The following is a 19,937-nucleotide window of genomic DNA, read 5'->3' as shown; positions in this document are numbered from 1 at the left end:
ACACAGGCTAACCTGATCTCACTTAAACAGATCACCCAAGGAAAGAAGCCCATGAAGACCCTGACTGCTTTGTTTACCGCTGCAGCCCTGACCCTCACCGCCGGCCTGGCCCAGGCCGATGTGCGAGTCGATCAAATCCCGCAACTGGTCAAGGAAGGCAAGATCAAGCCACTGGAAGACTTGAACAAGATCGCGCTGGATCTGCATCCGGGTGCAACGATTACCAAGACCGAACTGGACAACCACTTCAACGGTTACGAGTACGAAGTTGAACTGCGTGACGCCAAGAACGTCGAGTGGGATGTGGACATCGATGCCTCCAACGGCAAGGTCCTGGAAAACAAACAGGACACGTAATCCCCAAACAGACAAAAGCCGCACGATGGGAACATCGTGCGGCTTTTGCGTTTTCGGGATTCAAGCGCTCAGGCGCGCCGTCACCTCGTTCAACTGCCCCGACAAGCCGTGCAGATTGGTGCTGGCCGCTTCAGTGCGCTGCACGTTGTCCAGGTTGGTGCTGGCGATGCTGGTGATTTCGGTGAGGTTGCGCGAGATGTCTTCGGCCACCGAGGTCTGCTCTTCGGCGGCAGTGGCGATCTGGCGGTTCATGTCGCGGATGGCTTCCACGGCCAAGGTGATGCGTTCGAGCATGGTGCCGGCCTCGGTCACTTGCTGCACGCTCTGTTCGCTGCGCGACTGACCGCTTTCAATCGCCTGGGCCGCTTCGATTGCACCGGTCTGCACGGTCTGGATGATCTGGTTGATCTCGATGATCGACGCCGCCGTGCGCTGGGCCAGGCTCCGCACTTCGTCGGCCACCACAGCGAATCCGCGTCCGGCCTCACCGGCGCGGGCCGCTTCGATGGCCGCGTTGAGTGCCAGCAGGTTGGTCTGTTCGGCGATCCCGCGAATCACCTCCAGAACCTTGCCGATGCGTCCGCTGTCGGTTTCCAGTTGGCGGATGACCGTGGCGGTGTTGGCGATTTCGCCGCGCATCTGGGTGATGGTGTGGATGGTGCCCTGCATGACTTTTTCACCCTGTTGGGCGGACTGGTCGGCATCGTCGGCGGCCCGCGCCGCTTCGGCGGCGTGCCGGGCCACTTCCTGTGCGGTGGCGGACATTTCGTTCATCGCCGTGGCCACCTGATCGGTGCGGTTGAACTGCTCGTTGGTGCCGCCGGCCATCACGGTGGCGATCGAGTTCAACTCACCGCTGGCGCTGTCCAGGTCCGACGCGCTGCGCTGCAAACGGCTGAAGGTTTCGGCGAGGAAATCGCGCAGGGTGTTGGCGGCCATCGCCAGTTTGCCCAACTCGTCCTGACGGGTGCTGGCCACGCGCTCGGCAATACGCCCCTGGCTGAGTTGCGCCACGTATTCGATCAGTTTGCGGATCGGCTCGACCAGGTTGCGGTTGACCAGCCACAAGCTCAGCAGGCCGATCAGTACCCCCGAAACCAGCATCACGACCAGCCCCAGCAACACCGTGCGCTCGGCACTGGCGCTGATCAGTGTCGATTGCTCGGCGCCCTGCTTGCGCAACTCGCTGACCAGTTCACTCATCTGATCGCTGGTTGCGCGGTCCACACCCTTGACCGCCACGTCGCCCGCCGTCGGGTCACCACCGGCGGCCACGAACGCGTCCCGGCCCTTCTGATAGGCCGCGCCCAACTGGCGATGTTCGTCACGCAAGCGCTCGATGCGGCTCTTGAGTTGCGGCTCGATGCCCTTCTGCGCGGCCAGTTCGCCAAGGATGTTTTGCACATCGCGCTGACGCTCCTCGAATTGCCCCCAGTACTTGCTCAGGTCCGCCGGTTGCTTGCCGCGCAGCAGGACGTTTTTCCATTCCTGCACCTGCACCTTGAATTGCAGGTTGGCTTCATCGATCAATTGCGAGGTGTGCAGCGGGCCTTCGATCAGATTGGCGTAGTTCTGCACGCCGCTGGACAGGAAGTGAAAGCACGCCAGGGCGATCAACAGCATCGCCAGCAGGCTGCCGCTCAGCAGGGCGAGAATTTGTGCTCTCAGGGACTTTTGCAAAAGCATCGCAGGGTACTCATGACAGGAATGGGGCACGCCCGTTAAGGCGTGAAAAGTGTCCGGACATCCCTGTCTGCGGTCCCGGCCGAGGCCTGCGGCGCGCAACTTAACCCAAGCGTGATCGGCTAGCCAGAGCGGTTCTTGAGAAAATCCCGACCACCGGCAGAACAATTTTTTGCGTTGTTTTCCTGTCACAAAAACGTCATTCCCGCTTGCGATGATGCCGCTCAAGTGAACCTGTAAAACACGTGACAGGCGCCTCCCCTTGCGAGTCCTCATGAACCACAGCATCGATCAAAGCCATCGCGACACGGATCTGTTCGGCCTGCTTTACGGTTTCAGTTTTCGCCCCGGTGAGGCCGGTCGGGAAATCAATTCCGCCGAGGCCTTGCAGTACCTGCAACAGCCGCAAAGCGATGAGCAATTTCTCTGGCTGCACCTGAACCTCGCCCACGCCGCGTGCGAGCGCTGGATGAAAAGCCATTTGGAGTTGCCCGAGGAATTTTTCGAAGCGCTGCACGAAGGCTCGCGTTCGACGCGCATCGAGCATGTCGACTCCGCACTACTGGCAGTGGTCAACGATGTGGTGTTCAACCTCAGCAACATGGTCTCGTCGGATGTCTCGACCCTGTGGGTGTGCGCCCGCAGTCAATTGATCATCAGCGCCCGCCTGCAACCGCTGCACTCGGTGGACAAATTGCGCTCGTCGGTGAAAGCCCGGGAATGCTTTCGCTCCCCGCTGGAGCTGCTGGTGCATTTGCTGCGCGACCAGGGTGAGGTGTTGACCCAGATCGTGCGCAAGACCAGTCAGAGCGTGGACCAGATCGAAGACCAATTGCTGTCCTCGCGCCTGTCGACCAACCGCGCGGAACTGGGCGCCAATCGCCGGGTGCTGGTGCGATTGCAACGGCTGCTGGCGCTGGAGCCAGGCTCATTGCTGCGCCTGCTCAACCGGCCACCGCAATGGCTGCAAAAGGAAGACGTGAAGGAGCTGCGCAAATCCACCGAGGAGTTCGCGCTGATCATCAACGACCTCACGGCGCTGAGTGAGCGGATCAAGCTGTTGCAGGAAGAGATCGCCGCCAACATCAACGAACAGACCAACCGCACGCTGTTCACCCTGACGGTAGTGACGGTGCTGGCGCTACCGATCAACATCATCGCCGGTTTCTTCGGCATGAACGTCGGCGGCATTCCGCTGGCGGATGACCCGCAGGGTTTCTGGATCCTGGTGGCGCTGGTCGCGACCTTTACCGTGATCGCCGGGCGCTGGGCGTTTCGCAAGCAGCAGGATTATTGAGTCCCCGTCATCACCTGACACACTGATCAACTGTGGCGAGGGGGCTTGCCCCGCTGGGTGGCGCAGCCGCCCCAGCACTCGGTCATTCAAACCGCACTAGCAGGATTGACGACTGCTATGCAGCCGAACGGGGCGGTGCGGCGTTCCGACAGGCCCGTTCCCACAGGGTACAAGTTCGAAGCACATCATCCCGGCGGGTTTTCCCGTCGGGATTTTTTCGTCCAGCGGCACGGCATTTGCTCGCGAACTCAAGGGCTGCGCTTTATTGACGCACAACTCGTCCGGCAGCCCTTCAGTTTGCCAGCGTGGTGCCGACTCATAAGACACTCGATGTATTCAGGAGAGGAACCGTGAATCTGTACATCAATCAGCTGCAACAGAAAGCTGACTTTAAAGAAGCCATTTACGCGGGCGATATTTTCCTGAACACGCAGTTACGCGCCGCCAAAGAACTCTGTGCCTTTGCCCAGGAAAGCATCACGGCGGCCTTCGATGGCGAGACCAACCACCAGGCGCTGCACACACTGATGCCGGTGGAAGAGTTCGTGGTGCTGGTGACTCGGCTCAAGGGCCAGTTCACCAACAGCCTGCGTGCCAAGGAGCTGATCCGCAGCTTCACCGACGAAATCGGTGCCGCTCCCGAGGAGTTCATTTTCGACGTCCCGCGCATCCGTGTCGTACCCAACTACGACTACCTGCACGCTGGCGTCAGCTACGCCTACAAACCCCATCGCGATACCTGGTACGGCGGTGTCGACTGCCAGATCAATACCTGGATGCCGGTCTACACGATCCAGCCTGACCAGACCATGATGATCAACCCGGCCTACTTCGACGCCCCGGTGAAAAACACCTCGGCGCAGTGGAGCCTGTCCGACTGGATCGGCGTGCAACGCCAGCGCGCCAAGGACAACGTCAAGGAAGAGGCGCGCCAGCACCCGGTGCCCACCGAAGCGATCAACAGCGCCTCTGAGCTGCGCATCGCCGGCAACACCGCCGAGATGCTGGTGTTCTCGGGTTCGCACCTGCACGGCACCGTTCCCAATTACACACAACAAACCCGCTTCAGCGTGGACTTTCGCCTGATGCACCTCGACGACCTCAAGCACCAGCGCGGCGCGATTAACGTCGACAGCGCCTGCCCGGATGTCGGCGCCGGCTTCAAAGACTACTTCCACGTCCACGACTTTTCGAATTTCCGAGGAATCCCGCAATGACCAAGCGTCGCATCACGCCCGCCGAGGCCCAGTACAACGAAACCCGTACCAACGTCCTGAAACGGGTCGATGCCGAATACGTGGCCGACGCTCCGTTCGTCTTCGCCAACCGCATTGGCGTGACCGCCGCGTTGTCGCGCATGGAGCTGTTCAAGAAGGTCGCGGAAGTGCCGGGCGCCATCATTGAGTGCGGCGTGTACAAGGGCAACTCGTTGATGCTCTACATGCACTTGTCGATGATTCTCGAACCGTATGCGATCAACCGCTCGATCGTGGGTTTCGACACCTTCGAAGGCTTCCAGAGCATCGACAAGAAAGAAGACCCGGCCGACGTCAACGAAACCATGTTCGCCGACACCGACCAGTCGCTGATCCAGGACATGATCGACGCCAACGACCTGTTGCGCCCGGTCAACCGCATTCCGCGCTGCGAACTGGTCAAGGGCGACATCGTCAAGACCGTACCGGAGTGGGTCAAGACCCGTCCCGACCTGGTCGTGGCCATGCTGATCCTCGACACCGACCTGTACGAGTCGACCAAAGTCGCGCTGGAAACCTTCCTGCCGTACATGCCCAAAGGCGCGATCGTGGTGCTCGACGAAGTCGCCTACCGCAACTTCCCGGGCGAAACCAAGGCCCTGCGTGAAGTGCTCGACCTGAACAAGATCGAACTCAAGCGCCTGCCGTTCGATTCGTGCGTGGGTTACTTCCACGTCTGATCTGGTGCAAAACCTGTGGGAGCGAGCCTGCTCGCGAAAGCGGTCTGACATTCAGCAATGAAGTTGACTGACACGCCGCCATCGCGAGCAAGCTCGCTCCCACAAAAACCGGTTCAAACACGACTCAGCAAACCTCACGAGTCACCAGCATCCGCTCCCGAACCACGTCATACGCCCAGTGGTAGACGTAGGTGTACGGCAGGAAGAACAGCAACACACCGATATCCAGCAAGAACGCCTGCCACAGACTGACGTTCAGCCACCAGGCGATCAGCGGCACGCCGAGGGCGACCAGGCCGCCTTCGAACAACAGCGCATGCACCACGCGGACCCAGGCGTTGTGTGCGATGGCGAGGCGCTTGAGCAGCCGATCGAACATACCGTTGAAGACCACGTTCCAGGCCAGGGCCAGGCCGGCGATGAGGATGGTGACCATGCCCATTTCCAGCATCGGTTTCTTCATGATCCAGGCCAGCAATGGGGTACAGATCAGGATGGCCAGCAGTTCGAAGCCGATGGCTTGAAAAATACGTTCAGTAATGGATTTGTTGGCGCTCATGGCCGAACTCCCTTGGGTGACTGTGGTTGCCATGATCCATCAGCACACCGATACTTCATAACCAATAACCATCGATCAAGGCGATAGCTCATGGCCTCTCACGAAGTGTTACTGGCGTTTGTCGAAGCCGCGACCCAAGGCTCGTTTTCCGCCGCGGCGCGCAAATTGGGCCGCAGTCAGTCGACCATCAGTGCGGCGGTGGCCAGCCTGGAAATCGACCTGAACCTGACGCTGTTCGACCGCAGCAGCCGCAAGCCCGGCTTGACCCCGGCCGGACACGTCATGCTGCAACGGGCCGAAGACATCCTGGCCGCCACCAGTCGCCTGGAAATAGCCGCCAGCCAACTGTCCCAAGGGGTGGAAGCGAAGCTGACGGTGGCGCTGTCCGATACCTATCAGTCGGACCGCTTCGAAGCCGCCCTCAGTGCCTTCGAGCAGCGTTACCCGGACCTGGAGCTCGAGTGTCTGATCGCCGAATGCGATGATCTGATGTCCCTGGTACAAAGCGGCCGGGCGCAGATTGCCTTCGCCGAAATGCAGGACAGCTACCCGCCGGACCTGGTCAGTTCGACGGTGGACGAGCGCACGGAAATCGCCTTGTTCGTGTCCCCGACGCACCCGTTGGCGACGTTGGACTACGTCGACCGGGACGTACTGCAACAGCACCGTGAGCTGCGTCTGGCCACCATCATCAATCCCTATGAAAGCCGGGCGAAGGGCCGCGTCTGGTCGGCGCCAAGTTACCTGATGCTGCTGGAAATGGCCCAGGGCGGATTCGGCTGGGCGCCGTTGCCCCGCTGGCTGGTCGAGCGATTCGGGCCTGGTACGTTGCAGGAACTGGTGGTGCGCGGCTGGCCGAAAACGGTGTCGGTGGATGCGTTGTGGTCGCGGCTGAATCCGCCGGGGCCGGCGGGGAGCTGGTTGCTGGGCAAGATGCTGGAGTGAAGGTCCTTCGGCCCTTATCGCGAGCAAGCTCGCTCCCACAGTATCGAGTACACCATCAATCCCTGTGGGAGCTGGTTGCTGGGCAAAACGCTGGAGTGAAGGTCCTTCGGCCCTTATCGCGAGCAAGCTCGCTCCCACAGTTTCGAGTACACCATCAATCCCTGTGGGAGCGAGCTTGCTCGCGATGAGGCCAGACCGGCCGCATCACTCCAACGCCTTGAGCCGCTCTTCGATAAACCGCCGCTCCGGCTCCTGTCGGGTCAACGCCAGCGCCCGTTCCCACGCCGCCCGCGCCTCCTGCTTGCGACCCAGTTGCCAACAGAATTGCGCCCGCGCCGAATGCGCCAGGTGGTAGTCGAGCAGTTCTCCCCGCTCCAGAATGGCGTCGACCAGCGTCAGCCCCGCCAGTGGACCATCGCGTTGCGAAATCGCCGCCGCGCGATTCAACTCGATCACCGGTGACGGCACCGCCCGCAGCAGGACGTCATACAGACCGACAATCTGCGGCCAATCGGTTTCCCCCGCCGTCGGGGCTTCGGCGTGCACCGCTGCGATCGCCGCTTGCAGGCAATAGGGTCCGAATCGTCCCATGGTCAGCGCCCGCTCGACCAGCGTGCAGCCTTCACTGATCAACCCGGCGTCCCACAGCGAACGGTCCTGTTCGTCCAGCACAATCAGCTCGCCGCTCGCCGAGGTCCTGGCCGGGCGGCGCGACTCGTGCAGCAGCATCAACGCCAGCAAGCCCATTACCTCCGGTTCCGGCAGCAGTTCCACCAGCAACCGGCCGAGTCGGATCGCTTCGCGGGTCAAATCCTCACGAATCAGTTCTGCCCCGATGGACGCCGAGTACCCCTCGTTGAACACCAGGTAAATCACCCGCAATACACTGTCCAGGCGCTCGGGTAGCTCAGCGAGTGTCGGCACTTGATAAGGGATTTTCGCATCGCGGATCTTCGCCTTGGCGCGCACGATGCGCTGGGCGATGGTGGCAGGGGCCGAGAGAAAGGCCCGGGCGATTTCTTCCGTGGTCAGGTCGCAGACTTCCCGCAGCGTCAGCGGCACTTGTGCGTCGGCCGCCAGGGCCGGGTGGCAGCAAGTGAAGATCAGCCGCAGGCGATCGTCTTCCACGTCTTCATCACTCCAGTCGGCCTGCTCCAGTTCCTCCAGTTGCGCGATCAGCAAGGGCTGCGACGCGGCAAAGCGTGCGCGCCGGCGCAGGGCATCGATGGCCTTGAAGCGCCCGGTGGACACCAGCCAAGCCCGCGGATTGTCCGGCACGCCGTCACGCTGCCAGCGTTCGACCGCGATGAAAAACGCCTCGTGCAAGGCCTCCTCGGCGAGATCGAAATCACCCAGCAAGCGAATCAGGGTCGCAAGAATCCGCCGCGACTCTTCGCGATAAACCCGCTCGACCTGCGCCTGAACCGGCAGCCCCGGCATCTTAAGGATTCAACTGCCGAACGGGGCGCACTTCGACACTGCCGACCCGGGCCGCCGGAATGTTCCCGGCGACCTGGATCGCTTCGTTGAGGTCCTTGGCATCGATCAGATAAAACCCGGCCAGTTGCTCCTTGGTTTCAGCGAATGGCCCGTCGGTGATCGACATCTTGCCGTTGCGCATGCGCACCGTGGTGGCGGTCTGTACCGACTCCAGCGCCTCGGCGGCGACCATCCGGCCACTTCCCTGGATCGACTCGGCATAGGCCATGCACTCTTCGTCCTTCGGGCTTTCCGGCAGCGAATGCAGCAGCTGCTCATCGCTGTAGACCAGGCATAAATACTTCATCACGCTCTCCTTATCGAACGATCAACTATGGCCGCTGATTCGCATTCTGGCTCGGCTTCCCGACGATCAGGGCTTGAGGTCGAACAGCGTCGCGCCGCTGGTCATGTCGAACGGCGCCGACCAATGTTCGTGGACGATCTGCCACAGCCCGGCTTCTTGCCGATAGCAGGCGGTGACGCGCATCCAGCAGGACTGGGTTTCGCCCTTGTCGTTGGTGCCACCGCAATGTGCCAGCCAGTGAGCGAACGCAATTTCCTGGGACGGCTCGATGGTGATTTCGTCGAATTCGAAGATGTGCGGGCCGGGGCACATTTCCATGCAGGCCTGCCAATGCGCGCGATACGCCGGCTTGCCTTTGAATTGCAGGGCCTTGACCGCGTCGAAAGAGACGATGTCATCGGCATACAGAGCCATGACTTTTTCAATGTCCTTGGTCATGACCGCCTGACGATAGTTCTCGATGAGATTCTGGATCTGGGTTTGCGAGTTCATGGTGGTTCTCCGTGGTTTTTATAGTGAAGACACCCTTAGTCGTCTGGCGATCCGGTGAATCGACAGGTGAAATAAAAATAATCCGGGAAAGCAAACTCGCTAGAATCCGAGGCTCATTTGTGATGGAAAAAGGACACTCCCGTGACAGCCCGACTCGTGCCTTATGAAAGCCTGAATGCACTGCAGCGCCAACAGGTCGAGGCCATTGAAGTGCATTCGGAACAGATCAGATTCTCGGGTGACATCCACGGCGCCTTGCACACGCTGTTGTCCAAGCCCGGCCCCGGCGTCAAGGGCTTCGCCCTGCTGGCCGAGGATGTGCCCGTCGCGTTCCTGCTGCTCAAGCGCCCGCCGGTGTTGCCGGCCTGGGCCGATGAGCACAGCGCCACGCTGCATGCGTTGCAAGTCGATCAACGCGCTCAAGGCAAAGGCTACGGCAAGGCCTGCCTGCAGGCGCTACCCGAGGCCGCACGCCGGGCCTGGCCGGAAATCAAGGGGCTGGAACTGTCGGTGGATGCCGACAACGAGGCGGCCATCGCCCTGTACGCCAGGTATGGCTTTGTCGACAGCGGCGAGGCATACAAGGGCCGGATCGGGTATGAGCGGCGGATGGGGTTGGTGTTTTGAACACAGCCCCCACCAACACCACAAAACTACTGTGGGAGCGAGCTTGCTCGCGATGGCGGCGTAACATTCAACATCGATGTCGACTGATAGTCCGCTATCGCGAGCAAGCTCGCTCCCACAAGGGATCTACGTCGGATCAGAGTTCGAGCACCATCTCATGCCACGCCATGCCACCATGGTCCGAGGCCGAGGGTTTTACGTAGGCAAAGCCGAATCCGGCATACAACGGAATATGCCGCTCCTTGCACATCAGGTTGATGGTGACCTTGCCCATCGCACGCATGCGTTCGATGAACTCGCCCATCAGGCGCTTGGCCAGGCCTTGGCCCTGATAATCCGGGTGCACCACCACCGACATGATCACCACATGCGGCCCGGCCGGGTCGTGGCCGATCAGTTCCTTGAACGCCTCGTCCGACATTTCCACCTGGAACGCCGCACCGGAGTTGATGAATCCGGCGACAACCCCGTCCACTTCAGCGACGATAAAACCCTCGGGCCAGGTGGCGATGCGGGTGGCGATCTTCTCGCGGGTCGCGGCTTCGTCACCTTCGTAGGCAAGGGTTTCGATGGTAAAGCAGCGGTCCAGATCGGCGGGGGTGACGTTGCGGATGACGGTGTTCATGGCAGCTCGGGATCAGCATGGGAAAGGCTGGGGATGATAAATCAGCCGCCGTGGGACATCGAGAGACGAATCGGCTGATCCGCCTCTCGCGCAGGTGTCATGCCTTGATCGGCAGCCAGATTTCCAGCTTGCCGGTGTTGAGTTTGGGGTTGAAGTCTTCGCTGTAGCGCTCGAACTCCGGAGCCGCCAATAGCTCGTGGCCGGACTGCGGCAGCCACGTGCCATGGATGTACTGAAAGGTTTGCGGCAGGGTGTCCAGCGGTCCTTTGTGTTCGAACACCACGTACTGCTGCGGCTGAACTTCTACCCAGCGGTAGGTTTCGGGCAAGTCGTCGAGCTTGCTGATCTCGACCCCGGCGATGTAATCGAAGCCGCCCTTGCCGTCGAAATTGCAGCAGACACCGTAGGTGACTTCGCCTTTTTGGCCCGGAATATGGCCCAGATGCGGGATGAGTTTCTCCCAGAGTTCGGGAATGCCTTGAACGGATTGTTGGGTAAATGTTCCGCCAAGCCCTGCAATCAGCAGGAAGTGTCCGTGTTCGAAGCGTGGCTCCGCCAGTTCGACGCGTGTTTGCTCATCCATGGCTCAACTCCTGGAGCAAAAAGTGGGTTCGGCTGGGAGTATAGAAGCCAAACCCGATTCGCCCAATTACAGGGCGTGCAATTGCTCGACGGCGCCTGAACCGACAAACTCGTTATAACCCGATAGGATCACGTAGACTGCGAAATAACAGAAGATCGCTGCCGATGCCATGTAGGAGTAACGCAGTAACTTGTCGCCGAGCAACTTGCCGCCGTGGCTCGCGGCGAAGCACAGCCCGACACACCAGAGAATCCCTGCGCAGAGAAAACCGCCGAGAAACAACGCCGAACTGAGGGCGCCACCGCCGCCGGAACGGGCGATCAGCGTGCCACCCACCGCAGCGAACCAGAGAATCGCGCTGGGCGACGACATGGCCAGGAAGATCCCGCGAAAGAACTCCTTGCGATGGGAGTTGTGCCCCACCTCGGCCGATTGCGCCAGCACCGCTTCGTGGTGAATCGCCGAATAGATCATCTTCGCCGCGAAGTACACCAGCAGCGCCGAGCCACCGATCCACAGCACCCAGCGCACGGTTTCGTATTGCAGCAACACGGTCATGCCGGCCAGTGCCAGTACCGCGTAGATCAGGTCGCCGACACAAGTCCCCAGCCCCAACGCAAACCCCTGGAAATAGCCGCGCTGCATGGCCAGGGTGATCATCGCGATGTTGGCCACGCCGATATCCAGGCACAGCGAGAGGCTCAGCAAGAAGCCGCTGGTAAATTCCATCAAACCCTATCCTTCGGAAAAATTTGTTTACATTGAGGCTGGACAGTCTGCCACAGCTGCCCTTACATTCCGCCACAGGTCACCGCAGTGACCAGCGTCGCTCGGACGGTTCCGGGCGCTTACGTTATCCGAGGCAACAATGGCCGAACAAGGTTCGCCGCGCCGCTTTGCGCGCATAGATCGACTCCCCCCTTACGTTTTCAACATCACTGCCGAGCTGAAGATGGCCGCCCGTCGTCGTGGCGAAGACATCATCGACTTGAGCATGGGCAACCCCGACGGCGCCACGCCGCCGCACATCGTCGAAAAACTCGTCACGGTGGCCCAGCGCGAAGACACCCACGGCTACTCGACGTCCAAGGGCATTCCGCGCCTGCGCCGGGCGATTTCCAACTGGTACAAGGACCGCTACGAGGTCGACATCGACCCGGAAAGCGAAGCCATTGTCACCATCGGTTCCAAGGAAGGCCTGGCGCATCTGATGCTAGCCACCCTGGATCAGGGCGACACCGTGCTCGTGCCCAACCCGAGCTACCCGATTCACATCTACGGTGCCGTGATTGCCGGCGCCCAGGTGCGGTCGGTGCCGCTGGTGCCGGGGGTGGATTTCTTCGCTGAACTGGAGCGGGCCATTCGCGGCTCGATCCCGAAGCCGAAGATGATGATCCTCGGTTTCCCGTCCAACCCGACCGCCCAGTGCGTGGAGCTGGATTTCTTCGAACGAGTGATCGCCCTCGCCAAGCAGTACGACGTGCTTGTGGTACACGACCTGGCCTACGCCGACATCGTCTACGACGGCTGGAAAGCCCCGTCGATCATGCAAGTGCCCGGGGCCAAGGACATTGCGGTGGAGTTTTTCACCCTGTCCAAGAGCTACAACATGGCCGGCTGGCGCATTGGCTTCATGGTCGGCAACCCGGAACTGGTCAATGCCCTGGCGCGGATCAAGAGCTACCACGACTACGGCACCTTCACTCCGCTGCAAGTGGCGGCCATCGCTGCGCTTGAAGGCGATCAGCAATGCGTGCGCGACATCGCCGAGCAGTATCGGCAGCGGCGCAATGTGCTGGTCAAGGGTCTGCATGAACTGGGCTGGATGGTGGAAAACCCGAAAGCGTCGATGTATGTCTGGGCGAAGATTCCCGAGGTTTATGCGCACCTGGGCTCGCTGGAGTTCGCCAAGAAACTGCTGGCCGAAGCCAAGGTATGTGTCTCGCCGGGCGTCGGGTTTGGCGAGTACGGCGATGATCACGTGCGCTTCGCCCTGATCGAAAACCAGGACCGGATTCGTCAGGCCGTACGCGGGATTCGCGGGATGTTCAGGGCGGATGGGTTGGCACCGAAAACCAACGCCTGACACATATCCCTGTGGGAGCGAGCTTGCTCGCGATAGCGGTGTTTCAGTCGCCATTAAAGTTGACTGATACGACGCCATCGCGAGCAAGCTCGCTCCCACATTGGATTTATGTACAACCTGTAAATCGATCACCCACAAAAAAACCGCATCGCAGCGGTTTTTTTGTGCCTGTCGAATCGCTTAGACGAACAGCGACAACAACAGGATAAAGCCCAGGCCAACCACGGAGAGGATGGTTTCCATCGCGGTCCAGGTCTTGAAGGTTTCGGCCACGGTCATGTTGAAGTACTGCTTCACCAACCAGAAACCGGCGTCGTTGACGTGGGACAGGATCAGGGAGCCTGCACCGGTGGCCAGCACCAGCAGCTCACGGTTCACACCCGGAATCATCCCCACCACCGGCACCACGATGCCGGCGCCAGTGATGGTCGCCACGGTCGCTGAACCGGTCGCGATACGAATCACCGCCGCCACCAGCCAGGCCAGCAGGATCGGCGAGATCTGTGCGTTCACCGCCATGTGGCCGATCACGTCACCCACGCCGCTGGTCACCAGCATCTGCTTGAAGCCACCACCGGCACCGATGATCAGGATGATCGCGGCGGTCGGCGCGAGGCTGGCATCCAGCCATTTCATCATTTGGCTGGAACCGATGCCCTGCTTGTAGCCGAAGGTATACAGCGACAGCAGCAACGCCAGCAGCAACGCCGAAATCGGGTGACCGATCAGGTCCATGAAGGCGCGGAAGATGTTGCCATCGGGCAGTACCACGTCGGCAAACGTCTTGAGCAGCATCAGGAACACCGGCAGCAGCACGGTCACCAGCGTGATGCCGAAGCTCGGCAGTTCAGCCGAATCCGTTTCGCGCGACAGTTGATCCACCAGCTCCTGGTTCGGATGACCGGGAATGTGCTTGGCAATGAACGTACCGAAGATCGGGCCAGCGATGATGGCGGTTGGCAACGCAACGATCAGGCCGTACAGAATGGTTTTACCGATGTCGGCACCGAACACGCCAATGGCCAGCAGCGGACCCGGGTGCGGCGGCACCAGGCCGTGTACGGCGGACAGACCGGCCAGCAGCGGGATACCGATCTTGATGATCGACACGCCGGTGCGACGGGCCACGATGAACACCAGCGGAATCAGCAGCACGAAGCCGATTTCGAAGAACAGCGGAATGCCGACCAGGAACGCGGCGAACATCATCGCCCACTGCACCTTGTCCTTGCCGAAGGCGCGGATCAACGTCTGCGCGATCTGATCCGCACCGCCTGATTCGGCCATCATTTTGCCGAGCATGGTGCCCAGCGCCAGGATGATGCCGACGAAACCAAGCACGCCGCCGAAGCCGTCCTGGAACGCCTTGATGATGGTGCCGATCGGCATGCCGGAGGTCAGCCCGAGGAAGGCTGCGGCGATGATCAGTGCGAGAAATGGGTGCAACTTGAACTTGGTGATCAGGACGATAAGCCCGATCACCGTGACCACTGCATCGAGCAGCAGGAACGTCTCGTGGGACATGCCAAACATTAGGGGTGTCTCCTGGTTGTTGTTGTTATTAAAGCGGGTTGATCAGAAGTCGTGAGGACAGCGCTGTCTTTGCGAGCACAGTCATACCGCCTGCTTCAGGCCGTTCACCTGCCACCAGGCATGAGCCTGCGCCGCCAGTTGCTCGACGCTATAGGTCGAAGCATCCAGCGCCAGGGTCAACGGCTCGCCGACGGGCGATTCGAGGGTGGCGAACTGGCTGTCGATCAGGGTCGACGGCATGAAGTGGCCTGGCCGATGGGAGACACGGTCGGCGGCGACTTCGGGGGTCAATTCAAGGAACACAAAGCCCAGGCCCGGCAAGGCACTGCGCAGACGTTCCCGATAGACGTGCTTGAGAGCCGAACAGGTCAGCACCGGGCGCTGGCCCTTGGCGTCGACACGGCGCAGTTCATCGCACAGGCTGTCGAGCCAGCCGGCACGGTCTTCATCGTTCAGGGGAATCCCCGCGCTCATCTTTTCGATATTGGCGGCAGGGTGAAAAGAGTCGCCTTCAATGGCAGTGGCGCCGCTCAAATGGCACAAGGCCTCGCTGACGCACGTCTTGCCGCAACCGGCAACGCCCATGATGACCAGGGCGGTGATGGGATGATTCATGTAACACCTCAGCGCGCAGACAGCGCTACCTTTGCCAGTTATGACACCAGATCAAAAGCAGAAGTTGCCGACGCCTTTCTTGTCATTTTATGGGTTGCAGCAGGTTAGGTCCCAACACCAAAAAGCAAGGATCAGGCGAACCCTCGCTCACGCATTTGCAGCTGCATCGAGACAGCGCTACCTTAGTGCCTTGAATTTTGTTTGGCAAGCCGTCGATGAACACAACCAAGAACGATAAAAATACTCGCACCACTGGCCGCCCTACCCTGAACGAAGTTGCCCGACTGGCCGGCGTCAGCCCGATCACCGCCTCCCGCGCCTTGCGTGGCGTCAGTACCGTGGCCACTGAACTTGTGGAAAAGGTGCAAAAAGCGGCGCTTGAGCTCAACTATGTGGTCAACCCTGCCGCCCGCGCCTTGGCCTCGGCCCAGAGCCAGTCAGTCGTGGTTTTGGTGCCGTCGCTGTCCAACCTGCTGTTCATTGACACCCTGGAAGCCATTCATCGGGTTTTGCGCCCCAAGGGCTTCGAAGTGCTGATCGGCAACTTCCATTATTCGCGCGATGAAGAAGAAAACCTGCTGCGAAACTACATGGCCTATCAACCGCGCGGCTTATTGCTGACGGGTTTCGACCGCACCGAAAGTTCGCGGCGGATGATCGAAGCCAGCAATATTCCTTGCGTGTACATGATGGAACTGGACAGCGCCGCCGGGCTCAATTGCGTTGGCTTTTCGCAATTGGCGGCCGGCGAAACGGCTGCCGAACACTTGCTGTCCCGCGGCCGCAAGCGCCTGGCCTACATCGGCGCGCAGCTGGACCAGCGCACCTTGTTGCGCGGCGAAGGCTTCCGCAAAGCCCTGCAAAAGGCCGGTCGGTATGACCCGGACCTGGAAGTGCTGACGCCCCGCTCCTCCTCCGTCGGCCTCGGCGGTGAGTTGTTCCTGCAACTGCTGGCCAGTCATCCGGATGTCGATGCGATCTTCTTCGGCAACGACGACCTGGCCCAGGGCGCCCTGCTCGAAGCCATGCGCAACGGGATCAAGATCCCCGAACAGGTGGCGATCCTCGGCTTCAACGACTTGCCCATGTCCGAACACATGGTCCCGCGCCTGAGCAGCATCAACACCCCCCGCGAAGCCATCGGCCGTCGCGCGGCGGAGCAGATGCTGACGCTGATGGCCGGCAATACCGTGGCCAAACCGGTGCAGGACATGGGGTTTGAGTTGAAGGTGCGCGAAAGCACGTAAGCACGTAAGCACGTAAGCACGACACTACCGCAGTGAAGTGAGATTTTGTGGCGAGGGGGCTTGCCCCCGTTGGGTTGCGAAGCAGCCCCAAAAACAGCGCCGCAGTCATACAGGTAAAACCCGTGAACTGGGTTACGACTGCTCCGCAGCCGAACGGGGGCAAGCCCCCTCGCCACAGGGAAAGCCTCTCGCCCCCGCTCAGTATTCAATCCTGCGGATCGAGGTTATCCAGTACCCGATTCACCGCCAGCTCGGCCAGCATGATGATCTGTGCAATCGCCAGCGCCGTGTTGCGATGGCTGCCTTCCAGAAAAGCAGCGAAGTCATTGGTCATGACACTCGCCGAGGCCAGTGATTCACAGGCGTGCGCCAACAGCGTTTCGTTGTTGATGCCAGGCGAGATGGAGAACATGGGGCTGGGATTGCGTGGGGGGTTTGGCGTGGGTTTGAACATGGCAATGCTCCTAGAGTGATGGAGCTGCCACGATTCGCTGCTAGACGAAATTAAGGTGGCAGCCGTGCGCGGGCTAGCAGACCAGGACTCTAGAACCCGGTAGACCCGAAGGTCTTCCCACACACAGCCGCCATAACGTGAACCGATCACGAACGGTGGACGCCATGCGTCTAAAGTATCCAGGCTGCTAGACCCGATCGCTGAATTTGCAGCGACACGGAACAATACGAGTCCGGATACCAAGCGCACAAGTCGGCGGATTCTGGCGTAGTCGTAGGTAATTGCGCAAGAAATCACTGTCTGCGGAAATCCTCTGATACCCCTTGCCTACGGACCATTCCTACAGGTTTACGTCTGGTCCTGCCGATCCTGCAGACTTGATGTCAGCCGTCGGCAGGCACACTATGAATTCCCGACGCCATGATTCGCTGACGGAGTAGCAAAATGGAACATGCACTAAAGATTCTCGGCAAAGCCTCGTCCATCAACGTCCGAAAAGTCCTGTGGACTTGCGAGGAGCTGGGTATTGCCTACGAACGCGAGGACTGGGGCAGTGGTTTCGCGTCCACCCACAGCCCCGAGTTCCTGCGCTTCAATCCCAACGCACAGGTGCCGGTGATCATCGATGAAGCCGGCGTGTTGTGGGAATCCAATACCATCTGCCGCTATCTGGCTGGCAAACACCACCACCATCACAGCGAGTTGCTGCCCACCGAACCGGCAGCACGCGCTCGGGTGGAGCAGTGGATGGACTGGCAAGCCACCGAGCTCAATCCGTCCTGGAGATACCCGTTCATGTCACTGGTGCGCAAGGACCCGGAGTTCCAGGACCCGCATAGCCTTGAAGTCGGCGTCCGTAGCTGGAACCAGAAAATGGGCATCCTCGAACATCAACTCGCAACCACCAAGGCGTATGTCGCCGGACCACACTTTACCCTGGCCGACGTTGTCATCGGTTTGTCGGTCAATCGCTGGCTGATGACGCCGATCGACCGGCCTGACTACCCCGCCGTCGATGAATATTTCCAGCGCCTGGCGCAGCGTCCGGGTTTCCTCAAGCACGGCTGCAACGGCTTGCCTTGAGGAGCCGCAAAATGCCGCGCTGTTTTTTTGTAGGAGCGAGCTTGCTCGCGATGGATGCAAGAGCACCGCGTATAACCAGAAAACACGCGTTATCGTTATCGACCATCGCGAGCAAGCTCGCTCCTACAGTGGGTCGGCGTTTTTTGTAGGAGCGAGCTCGCTCGCGATGGATGCAAGAGCGCCGCGTTCAGCCAGGAAACACGCGTCATCGTTATCGACCATCGCAGTTACCGCGACTAGTTCAATTGCAATGTCGAGTTGAACTGACTGATCGCATCCACCACATGCCGCGAACCTTGCTGGATTTCCAGAATCACCTCCCCTGCCTCGTTCGCCAATTCAACTCCGAGGCCGGTTCGACTCAGGCTCGATTGCATGCTCGACACCGCGCTGAGCGACAAATCGTGGTTCTTGCGCACCACCTCGACAATCTCCAGCGTCGCCTGACTGGTGCGCGCCGCAAGGCTGCGCACTTCATCGGCTACCACCGCAAACCCGCGCCCGTGCTCTCCGGCACGGGCCGCTTCGATCGCCGCGTTGAGCGCCAGCAGGTTGGTCTGATCGGCAATGCCGCGAATGGTCTGCACGATGGTGCCGATGATGTCGGACTGTTTGCTCACGGCGTCGATGCTCAGTGCCGCCTCGTTCAAGTCCCGGGAAATGTCCTGGATGATCTGCACCGTCTGCTGCACCACCTCGGACCCCTTGCGCGCACAGACGTCGTTTTGTACCGAAGTGCTGTGGGCCGATTCTGCGGCGGTTTGCAGGGTGGTCATCTGGTGGGTGATATCGCTGGCGAACTTGACCACCTTGTACAACCGCCCCTTGGCGTCGAACAACGGGTTGTAGGAGGCTTCCAGGAATACCGTCTGACCTTGCTTGTTCCTGCGCTCGAAACGATGGGAGTGATATTCGCCGCGGTTGAGCGAAGCCCAGAAATTCCGGTAGCCCTGGGACTCGGCTTCGGCACGGTGGCAGAACAGGCTGTGATGCTGCCCCACCACTTCGTTGAGCGAGTACTGCATGGTTTTCAGGAAGTTCTCGTTGGCGCTGATGACCTTGCCTTCGGGCGTGAATTCGATCACGGCCATCGAGCGGCCGATCGCGGAGAGCCTGCTTTCGTTTTCGTGTTCCTTGTTGATCCGTGCGGTGATGTCGGTGGCCACCTTGATCACACTTTTCACCTGCCGGTCGGGGCCCAGCACCGGCATGTAACTGGCTTCGAGCCAGATCTCCCGGCCACTCTTGTGCAAGCGCAAAAAGGTCCCGCTCAGCGGCTCGCCCCGCGCCAGGTCACGCCATAACTTGGTGTACTCATCGCTGCGGTAATACTGCTCTTCACAAAAGACCCGGTGATGTTTGCCGCGCACTTCGTCAGCGCTGTAGCCCATGGCATTGCAAAAGTTTTCGTTGGCATCGATGACGATGCCGTCCGGAGTGAATTCAATCATCGCCATCGAATGACTGATCGCCGCCAACTTGGCATTAACCTCAGTCAGCGCGCAACTGAACCGTTCAATTTCCAGCAGGTCGGCCTTGTGATGTAGGTTGAACATTGTCGTATCACCTTCCGCGCGGTTTTTTGATTGATGAACGTTGCAGGTCTTTCAAATCCACCACTACGCTCCGTGGAACAGGCACACGCACCCCTCCAAAAAGAAGGACTAGTCAGGTGATAAATGATGTTCAATCGGAGGGTCCTTACAGCGACACGCTCATCAAGACATCCTTCTCTTGATAGCCCGCATTCGGGCCAGCCCTAACAGATTCACAACAAATTCCATTTAGCGGACAGCTCCTTGCCATCAAGTGTTGGTGCCTTCGATTGCGCACTCTGCGACCAGAGATCGACCACCTCATGAGGGTCGATACAGTTAGTTACACCTGATCATAGACAGCAACCTCGGGCTTGCAAGGCCACTAGTCTGCCACTACTGAGGACAAAATCGGTTCAGCAGCTTGTCGAGGGGGAAATACTCGGAGAACAAGACAGATCAGCGGTCGGTAGTGAGAGCGGCGCTGGCTGCCG

At 60.1% G+C, this 19,937-nt stretch carries 20 protein-coding genes and 2 pseudogenes; 9 read left to right on the top strand and 13 right to left on the bottom strand.

The annotated features are described in order from the left end of the window. Positions 1 to 51 precede the first annotated feature (51 nt). The gene (locus AC1RP7_RS10820; protein WP_218494322.1) at positions 52 to 357 is read left to right on the top strand and encodes a PepSY domain-containing protein; all 306 of its coding nucleotides are present in this window, start codon (positions 52 to 54) and stop codon (positions 355 to 357) included. A gap of 60 nt (positions 358 to 417) precedes the next feature. Here AC1RP7_RS10820 and AC1RP7_RS10815 read toward each other — a convergent pair whose 3' ends face one another. Then, a complete protein-coding gene (locus tag AC1RP7_RS10815) occupies positions 418 to 2,043 on the bottom strand; it encodes a methyl-accepting chemotaxis protein (RefSeq protein ID WP_493181171.1) in 1,626 nt (541 codons plus the stop codon). A gap of 271 nt (positions 2,044 to 2,314) precedes the next feature. Between AC1RP7_RS10815 and AC1RP7_RS10810 the strand changes: the two genes are divergently transcribed. From AC1RP7_RS10810 to AC1RP7_RS10800, 3 genes are all read left to right on the top strand, one after another. After that, positions 2,315 to 3,337, top strand: coding sequence for a transporter (locus AC1RP7_RS10810; RefSeq protein WP_493181172.1), 1,023 nt, complete (start codon positions 2,315 to 2,317; stop codon positions 3,335 to 3,337). A 350-nt stretch (positions 3,338 to 3,687) separates the two neighbouring features. Continuing rightward, positions 3,688 to 4,554 carry a hypothetical protein gene (locus AC1RP7_RS10805; RefSeq protein WP_090457369.1) on the top strand — a complete coding sequence of 289 codons (867 nt, stop codon included), beginning with the start codon at positions 3,688 to 3,690 and terminating at the stop codon, positions 4,552 to 4,554. Next, positions 4,551 to 5,273 (top strand): TylF/MycF/NovP-related O-methyltransferase, encoded by a 723-nt coding sequence (locus AC1RP7_RS10800; RefSeq protein WP_056725897.1) that lies wholly within the window; start codon positions 4,551 to 4,553, stop codon positions 5,271 to 5,273. Before AC1RP7_RS10805 ends, AC1RP7_RS10800 begins: the two co-directional genes overlap by 4 nt. A gap of 124 nt (positions 5,274 to 5,397) precedes the next feature. On the opposite strand, the gene AC1RP7_RS10795 is transcribed toward AC1RP7_RS10800, so the two are convergent. Beyond that, on the bottom strand, positions 5,398 to 5,832 hold the full coding sequence (locus tag AC1RP7_RS10795; protein ID WP_218494320.1) for a multidrug/biocide efflux PACE transporter: 435 nt from the start codon (positions 5,830 to 5,832) through the stop codon (positions 5,398 to 5,400). Between the two features lie 90 nt (positions 5,833 to 5,922). Here AC1RP7_RS10795 and AC1RP7_RS10790 point away from each other — a divergent pair, with 90 nt between their 5' ends. Next, a complete protein-coding gene (locus AC1RP7_RS10790) occupies positions 5,923 to 6,777 on the top strand; it encodes a LysR family transcriptional regulator (protein ID WP_489339111.1) in 855 nt (284 codons plus the stop codon). Between the two features lie 204 nt (positions 6,778 to 6,981). Here the strand turns inward: AC1RP7_RS10790 and AC1RP7_RS10785 are convergent, their stop codons facing one another. From AC1RP7_RS10785 to AC1RP7_RS10775, 3 genes are all read right to left on the bottom strand, one after another. Next, complete coding sequence (locus AC1RP7_RS10785) at positions 6,982 to 8,217, bottom strand: RNA polymerase sigma factor (protein ID WP_218494318.1); 1,236 nt, start codon at positions 8,215 to 8,217, stop codon at positions 6,982 to 6,984. A gap of 1 nt (position 8,218) precedes the next feature. Further along, positions 8,219 to 8,563 carry a YciI family protein gene (locus tag AC1RP7_RS10780; protein ID WP_102670306.1) on the bottom strand — a complete coding sequence of 115 codons (345 nt, stop codon included), beginning with the start codon at positions 8,561 to 8,563 and terminating at the stop codon, positions 8,219 to 8,221. 66 nt (positions 8,564 to 8,629) lie between these two features. Then, positions 8,630 to 9,055, bottom strand: a complete 426-nt coding sequence (locus tag AC1RP7_RS10775; RefSeq protein WP_057713580.1) for a YybH family protein — start codon at positions 9,053 to 9,055, stop codon at positions 8,630 to 8,632. A gap of 141 nt (positions 9,056 to 9,196) precedes the next feature. Between AC1RP7_RS10775 and AC1RP7_RS10770 the strand changes: the two genes are divergently transcribed. Beyond that, complete coding sequence (locus tag AC1RP7_RS10770; protein WP_429520469.1) at positions 9,197 to 9,682, top strand: GNAT family N-acetyltransferase; 486 nt, start codon at positions 9,197 to 9,199, stop codon at positions 9,680 to 9,682. Positions 9,683 to 9,818: 136 nt separating this feature from the next. Here AC1RP7_RS10770 and AC1RP7_RS10765 read toward each other — a convergent pair whose 3' ends face one another. The 3 genes from AC1RP7_RS10765 to AC1RP7_RS10755 all read right to left on the bottom strand — a co-directional run bounded on the left by AC1RP7_RS10765 (position 9,819) and on the right by AC1RP7_RS10755 (position 11,619). Next, positions 9,819 to 10,307, bottom strand: a complete 489-nt coding sequence (locus AC1RP7_RS10765; protein ID WP_493181177.1) for a GNAT family N-acetyltransferase — start codon at positions 10,305 to 10,307, stop codon at positions 9,819 to 9,821. 97 nt (positions 10,308 to 10,404) lie between these two features. Beyond that, positions 10,405 to 10,890, bottom strand: a complete 486-nt coding sequence (locus AC1RP7_RS10760; RefSeq protein ID WP_090457378.1) for a GyrI-like domain-containing protein — start codon at positions 10,888 to 10,890, stop codon at positions 10,405 to 10,407. Positions 10,891 to 10,956: 66 nt separating this feature from the next. Next, positions 10,957 to 11,619: a LysE family translocator gene (locus tag AC1RP7_RS10755; RefSeq protein ID WP_057713576.1), complete on the bottom strand. Its 663-nt coding sequence runs from the start codon at positions 11,617 to 11,619 to the stop codon at positions 10,957 to 10,959. A gap of 139 nt (positions 11,620 to 11,758) precedes the next feature. Here AC1RP7_RS10755 and alaC point away from each other — a divergent pair, with 139 nt between their 5' ends. Continuing rightward, a complete protein-coding gene (gene alaC, locus AC1RP7_RS10750; RefSeq protein WP_493181178.1) occupies positions 11,759 to 12,976 on the top strand; it encodes an alanine transaminase in 1,218 nt (405 codons plus the stop codon). A 180-nt stretch (positions 12,977 to 13,156) separates the two neighbouring features. On the opposite strand, the gene AC1RP7_RS10745 is transcribed toward alaC, so the two are convergent. Together AC1RP7_RS10745 and AC1RP7_RS10740 are read right to left on the bottom strand one after the other, a co-directional pair. Beyond that, positions 13,157 to 14,509 carry a GntP family permease gene (locus tag AC1RP7_RS10745; protein WP_057713574.1) on the bottom strand — a complete coding sequence of 451 codons (1,353 nt, stop codon included), beginning with the start codon at positions 14,507 to 14,509 and terminating at the stop codon, positions 13,157 to 13,159. A gap of 81 nt (positions 14,510 to 14,590) precedes the next feature. Next, positions 14,591 to 15,124 carry a gluconokinase gene (locus tag AC1RP7_RS10740; protein WP_492587536.1) on the bottom strand — a complete coding sequence of 178 codons (534 nt, stop codon included), beginning with the start codon at positions 15,122 to 15,124 and terminating at the stop codon, positions 14,591 to 14,593. 215 nt (positions 15,125 to 15,339) lie between these two features. On the opposite strand from AC1RP7_RS10740, the gene gntR reads away from it, so the two are divergent. Beyond that, positions 15,340 to 16,371, top strand: a complete 1,032-nt coding sequence (gene gntR / locus AC1RP7_RS10735; RefSeq protein WP_057713572.1) for an HTH-type transcriptional regulator GntR — start codon at positions 15,340 to 15,342, stop codon at positions 16,369 to 16,371. Between the two features lie 205 nt (positions 16,372 to 16,576). Here gntR and AC1RP7_RS10730 read toward each other — a convergent pair whose 3' ends face one another. Beyond that, positions 16,577 to 16,825 carry a DUF6124 family protein gene (locus AC1RP7_RS10730; protein WP_057713571.1) on the bottom strand — a complete coding sequence of 83 codons (249 nt, stop codon included), beginning with the start codon at positions 16,823 to 16,825 and terminating at the stop codon, positions 16,577 to 16,579. Positions 16,826 to 17,269: 444 nt separating this feature from the next. On the opposite strand from AC1RP7_RS10730, the gene AC1RP7_RS10725 reads away from it, so the two are divergent. After that, positions 17,270 to 17,908: a glutathione S-transferase family protein gene (locus tag AC1RP7_RS10725; RefSeq protein ID WP_493181179.1), complete on the top strand. Its 639-nt coding sequence runs from the start codon at positions 17,270 to 17,272 to the stop codon at positions 17,906 to 17,908. A 236-nt stretch (positions 17,909 to 18,144) separates the two neighbouring features. Here the strand turns inward: AC1RP7_RS10725 and AC1RP7_RS10720 are convergent. Further along, positions 18,145 to 18,552 (bottom strand): annotated as a pseudogene (locus AC1RP7_RS10720) (methyl-accepting chemotaxis protein); the annotation flags it as partial. Between the two features lie 138 nt (positions 18,553 to 18,690). After that, positions 18,691 to 19,464, bottom strand: a pseudogene (locus AC1RP7_RS10715) (PAS domain-containing protein); the annotation flags it as partial. Between the last annotated feature and the right edge of the window lie 473 nt (positions 19,465 to 19,937).

It is taken from the genome of Pseudomonas sp. GW822-FHT01E03 (genome assembly GCF_058802985.1).
The sequence above is the reverse complement of the archived record's forward strand: the minus strand, read 5'-3'. Positions and strand labels throughout refer to the sequence as shown.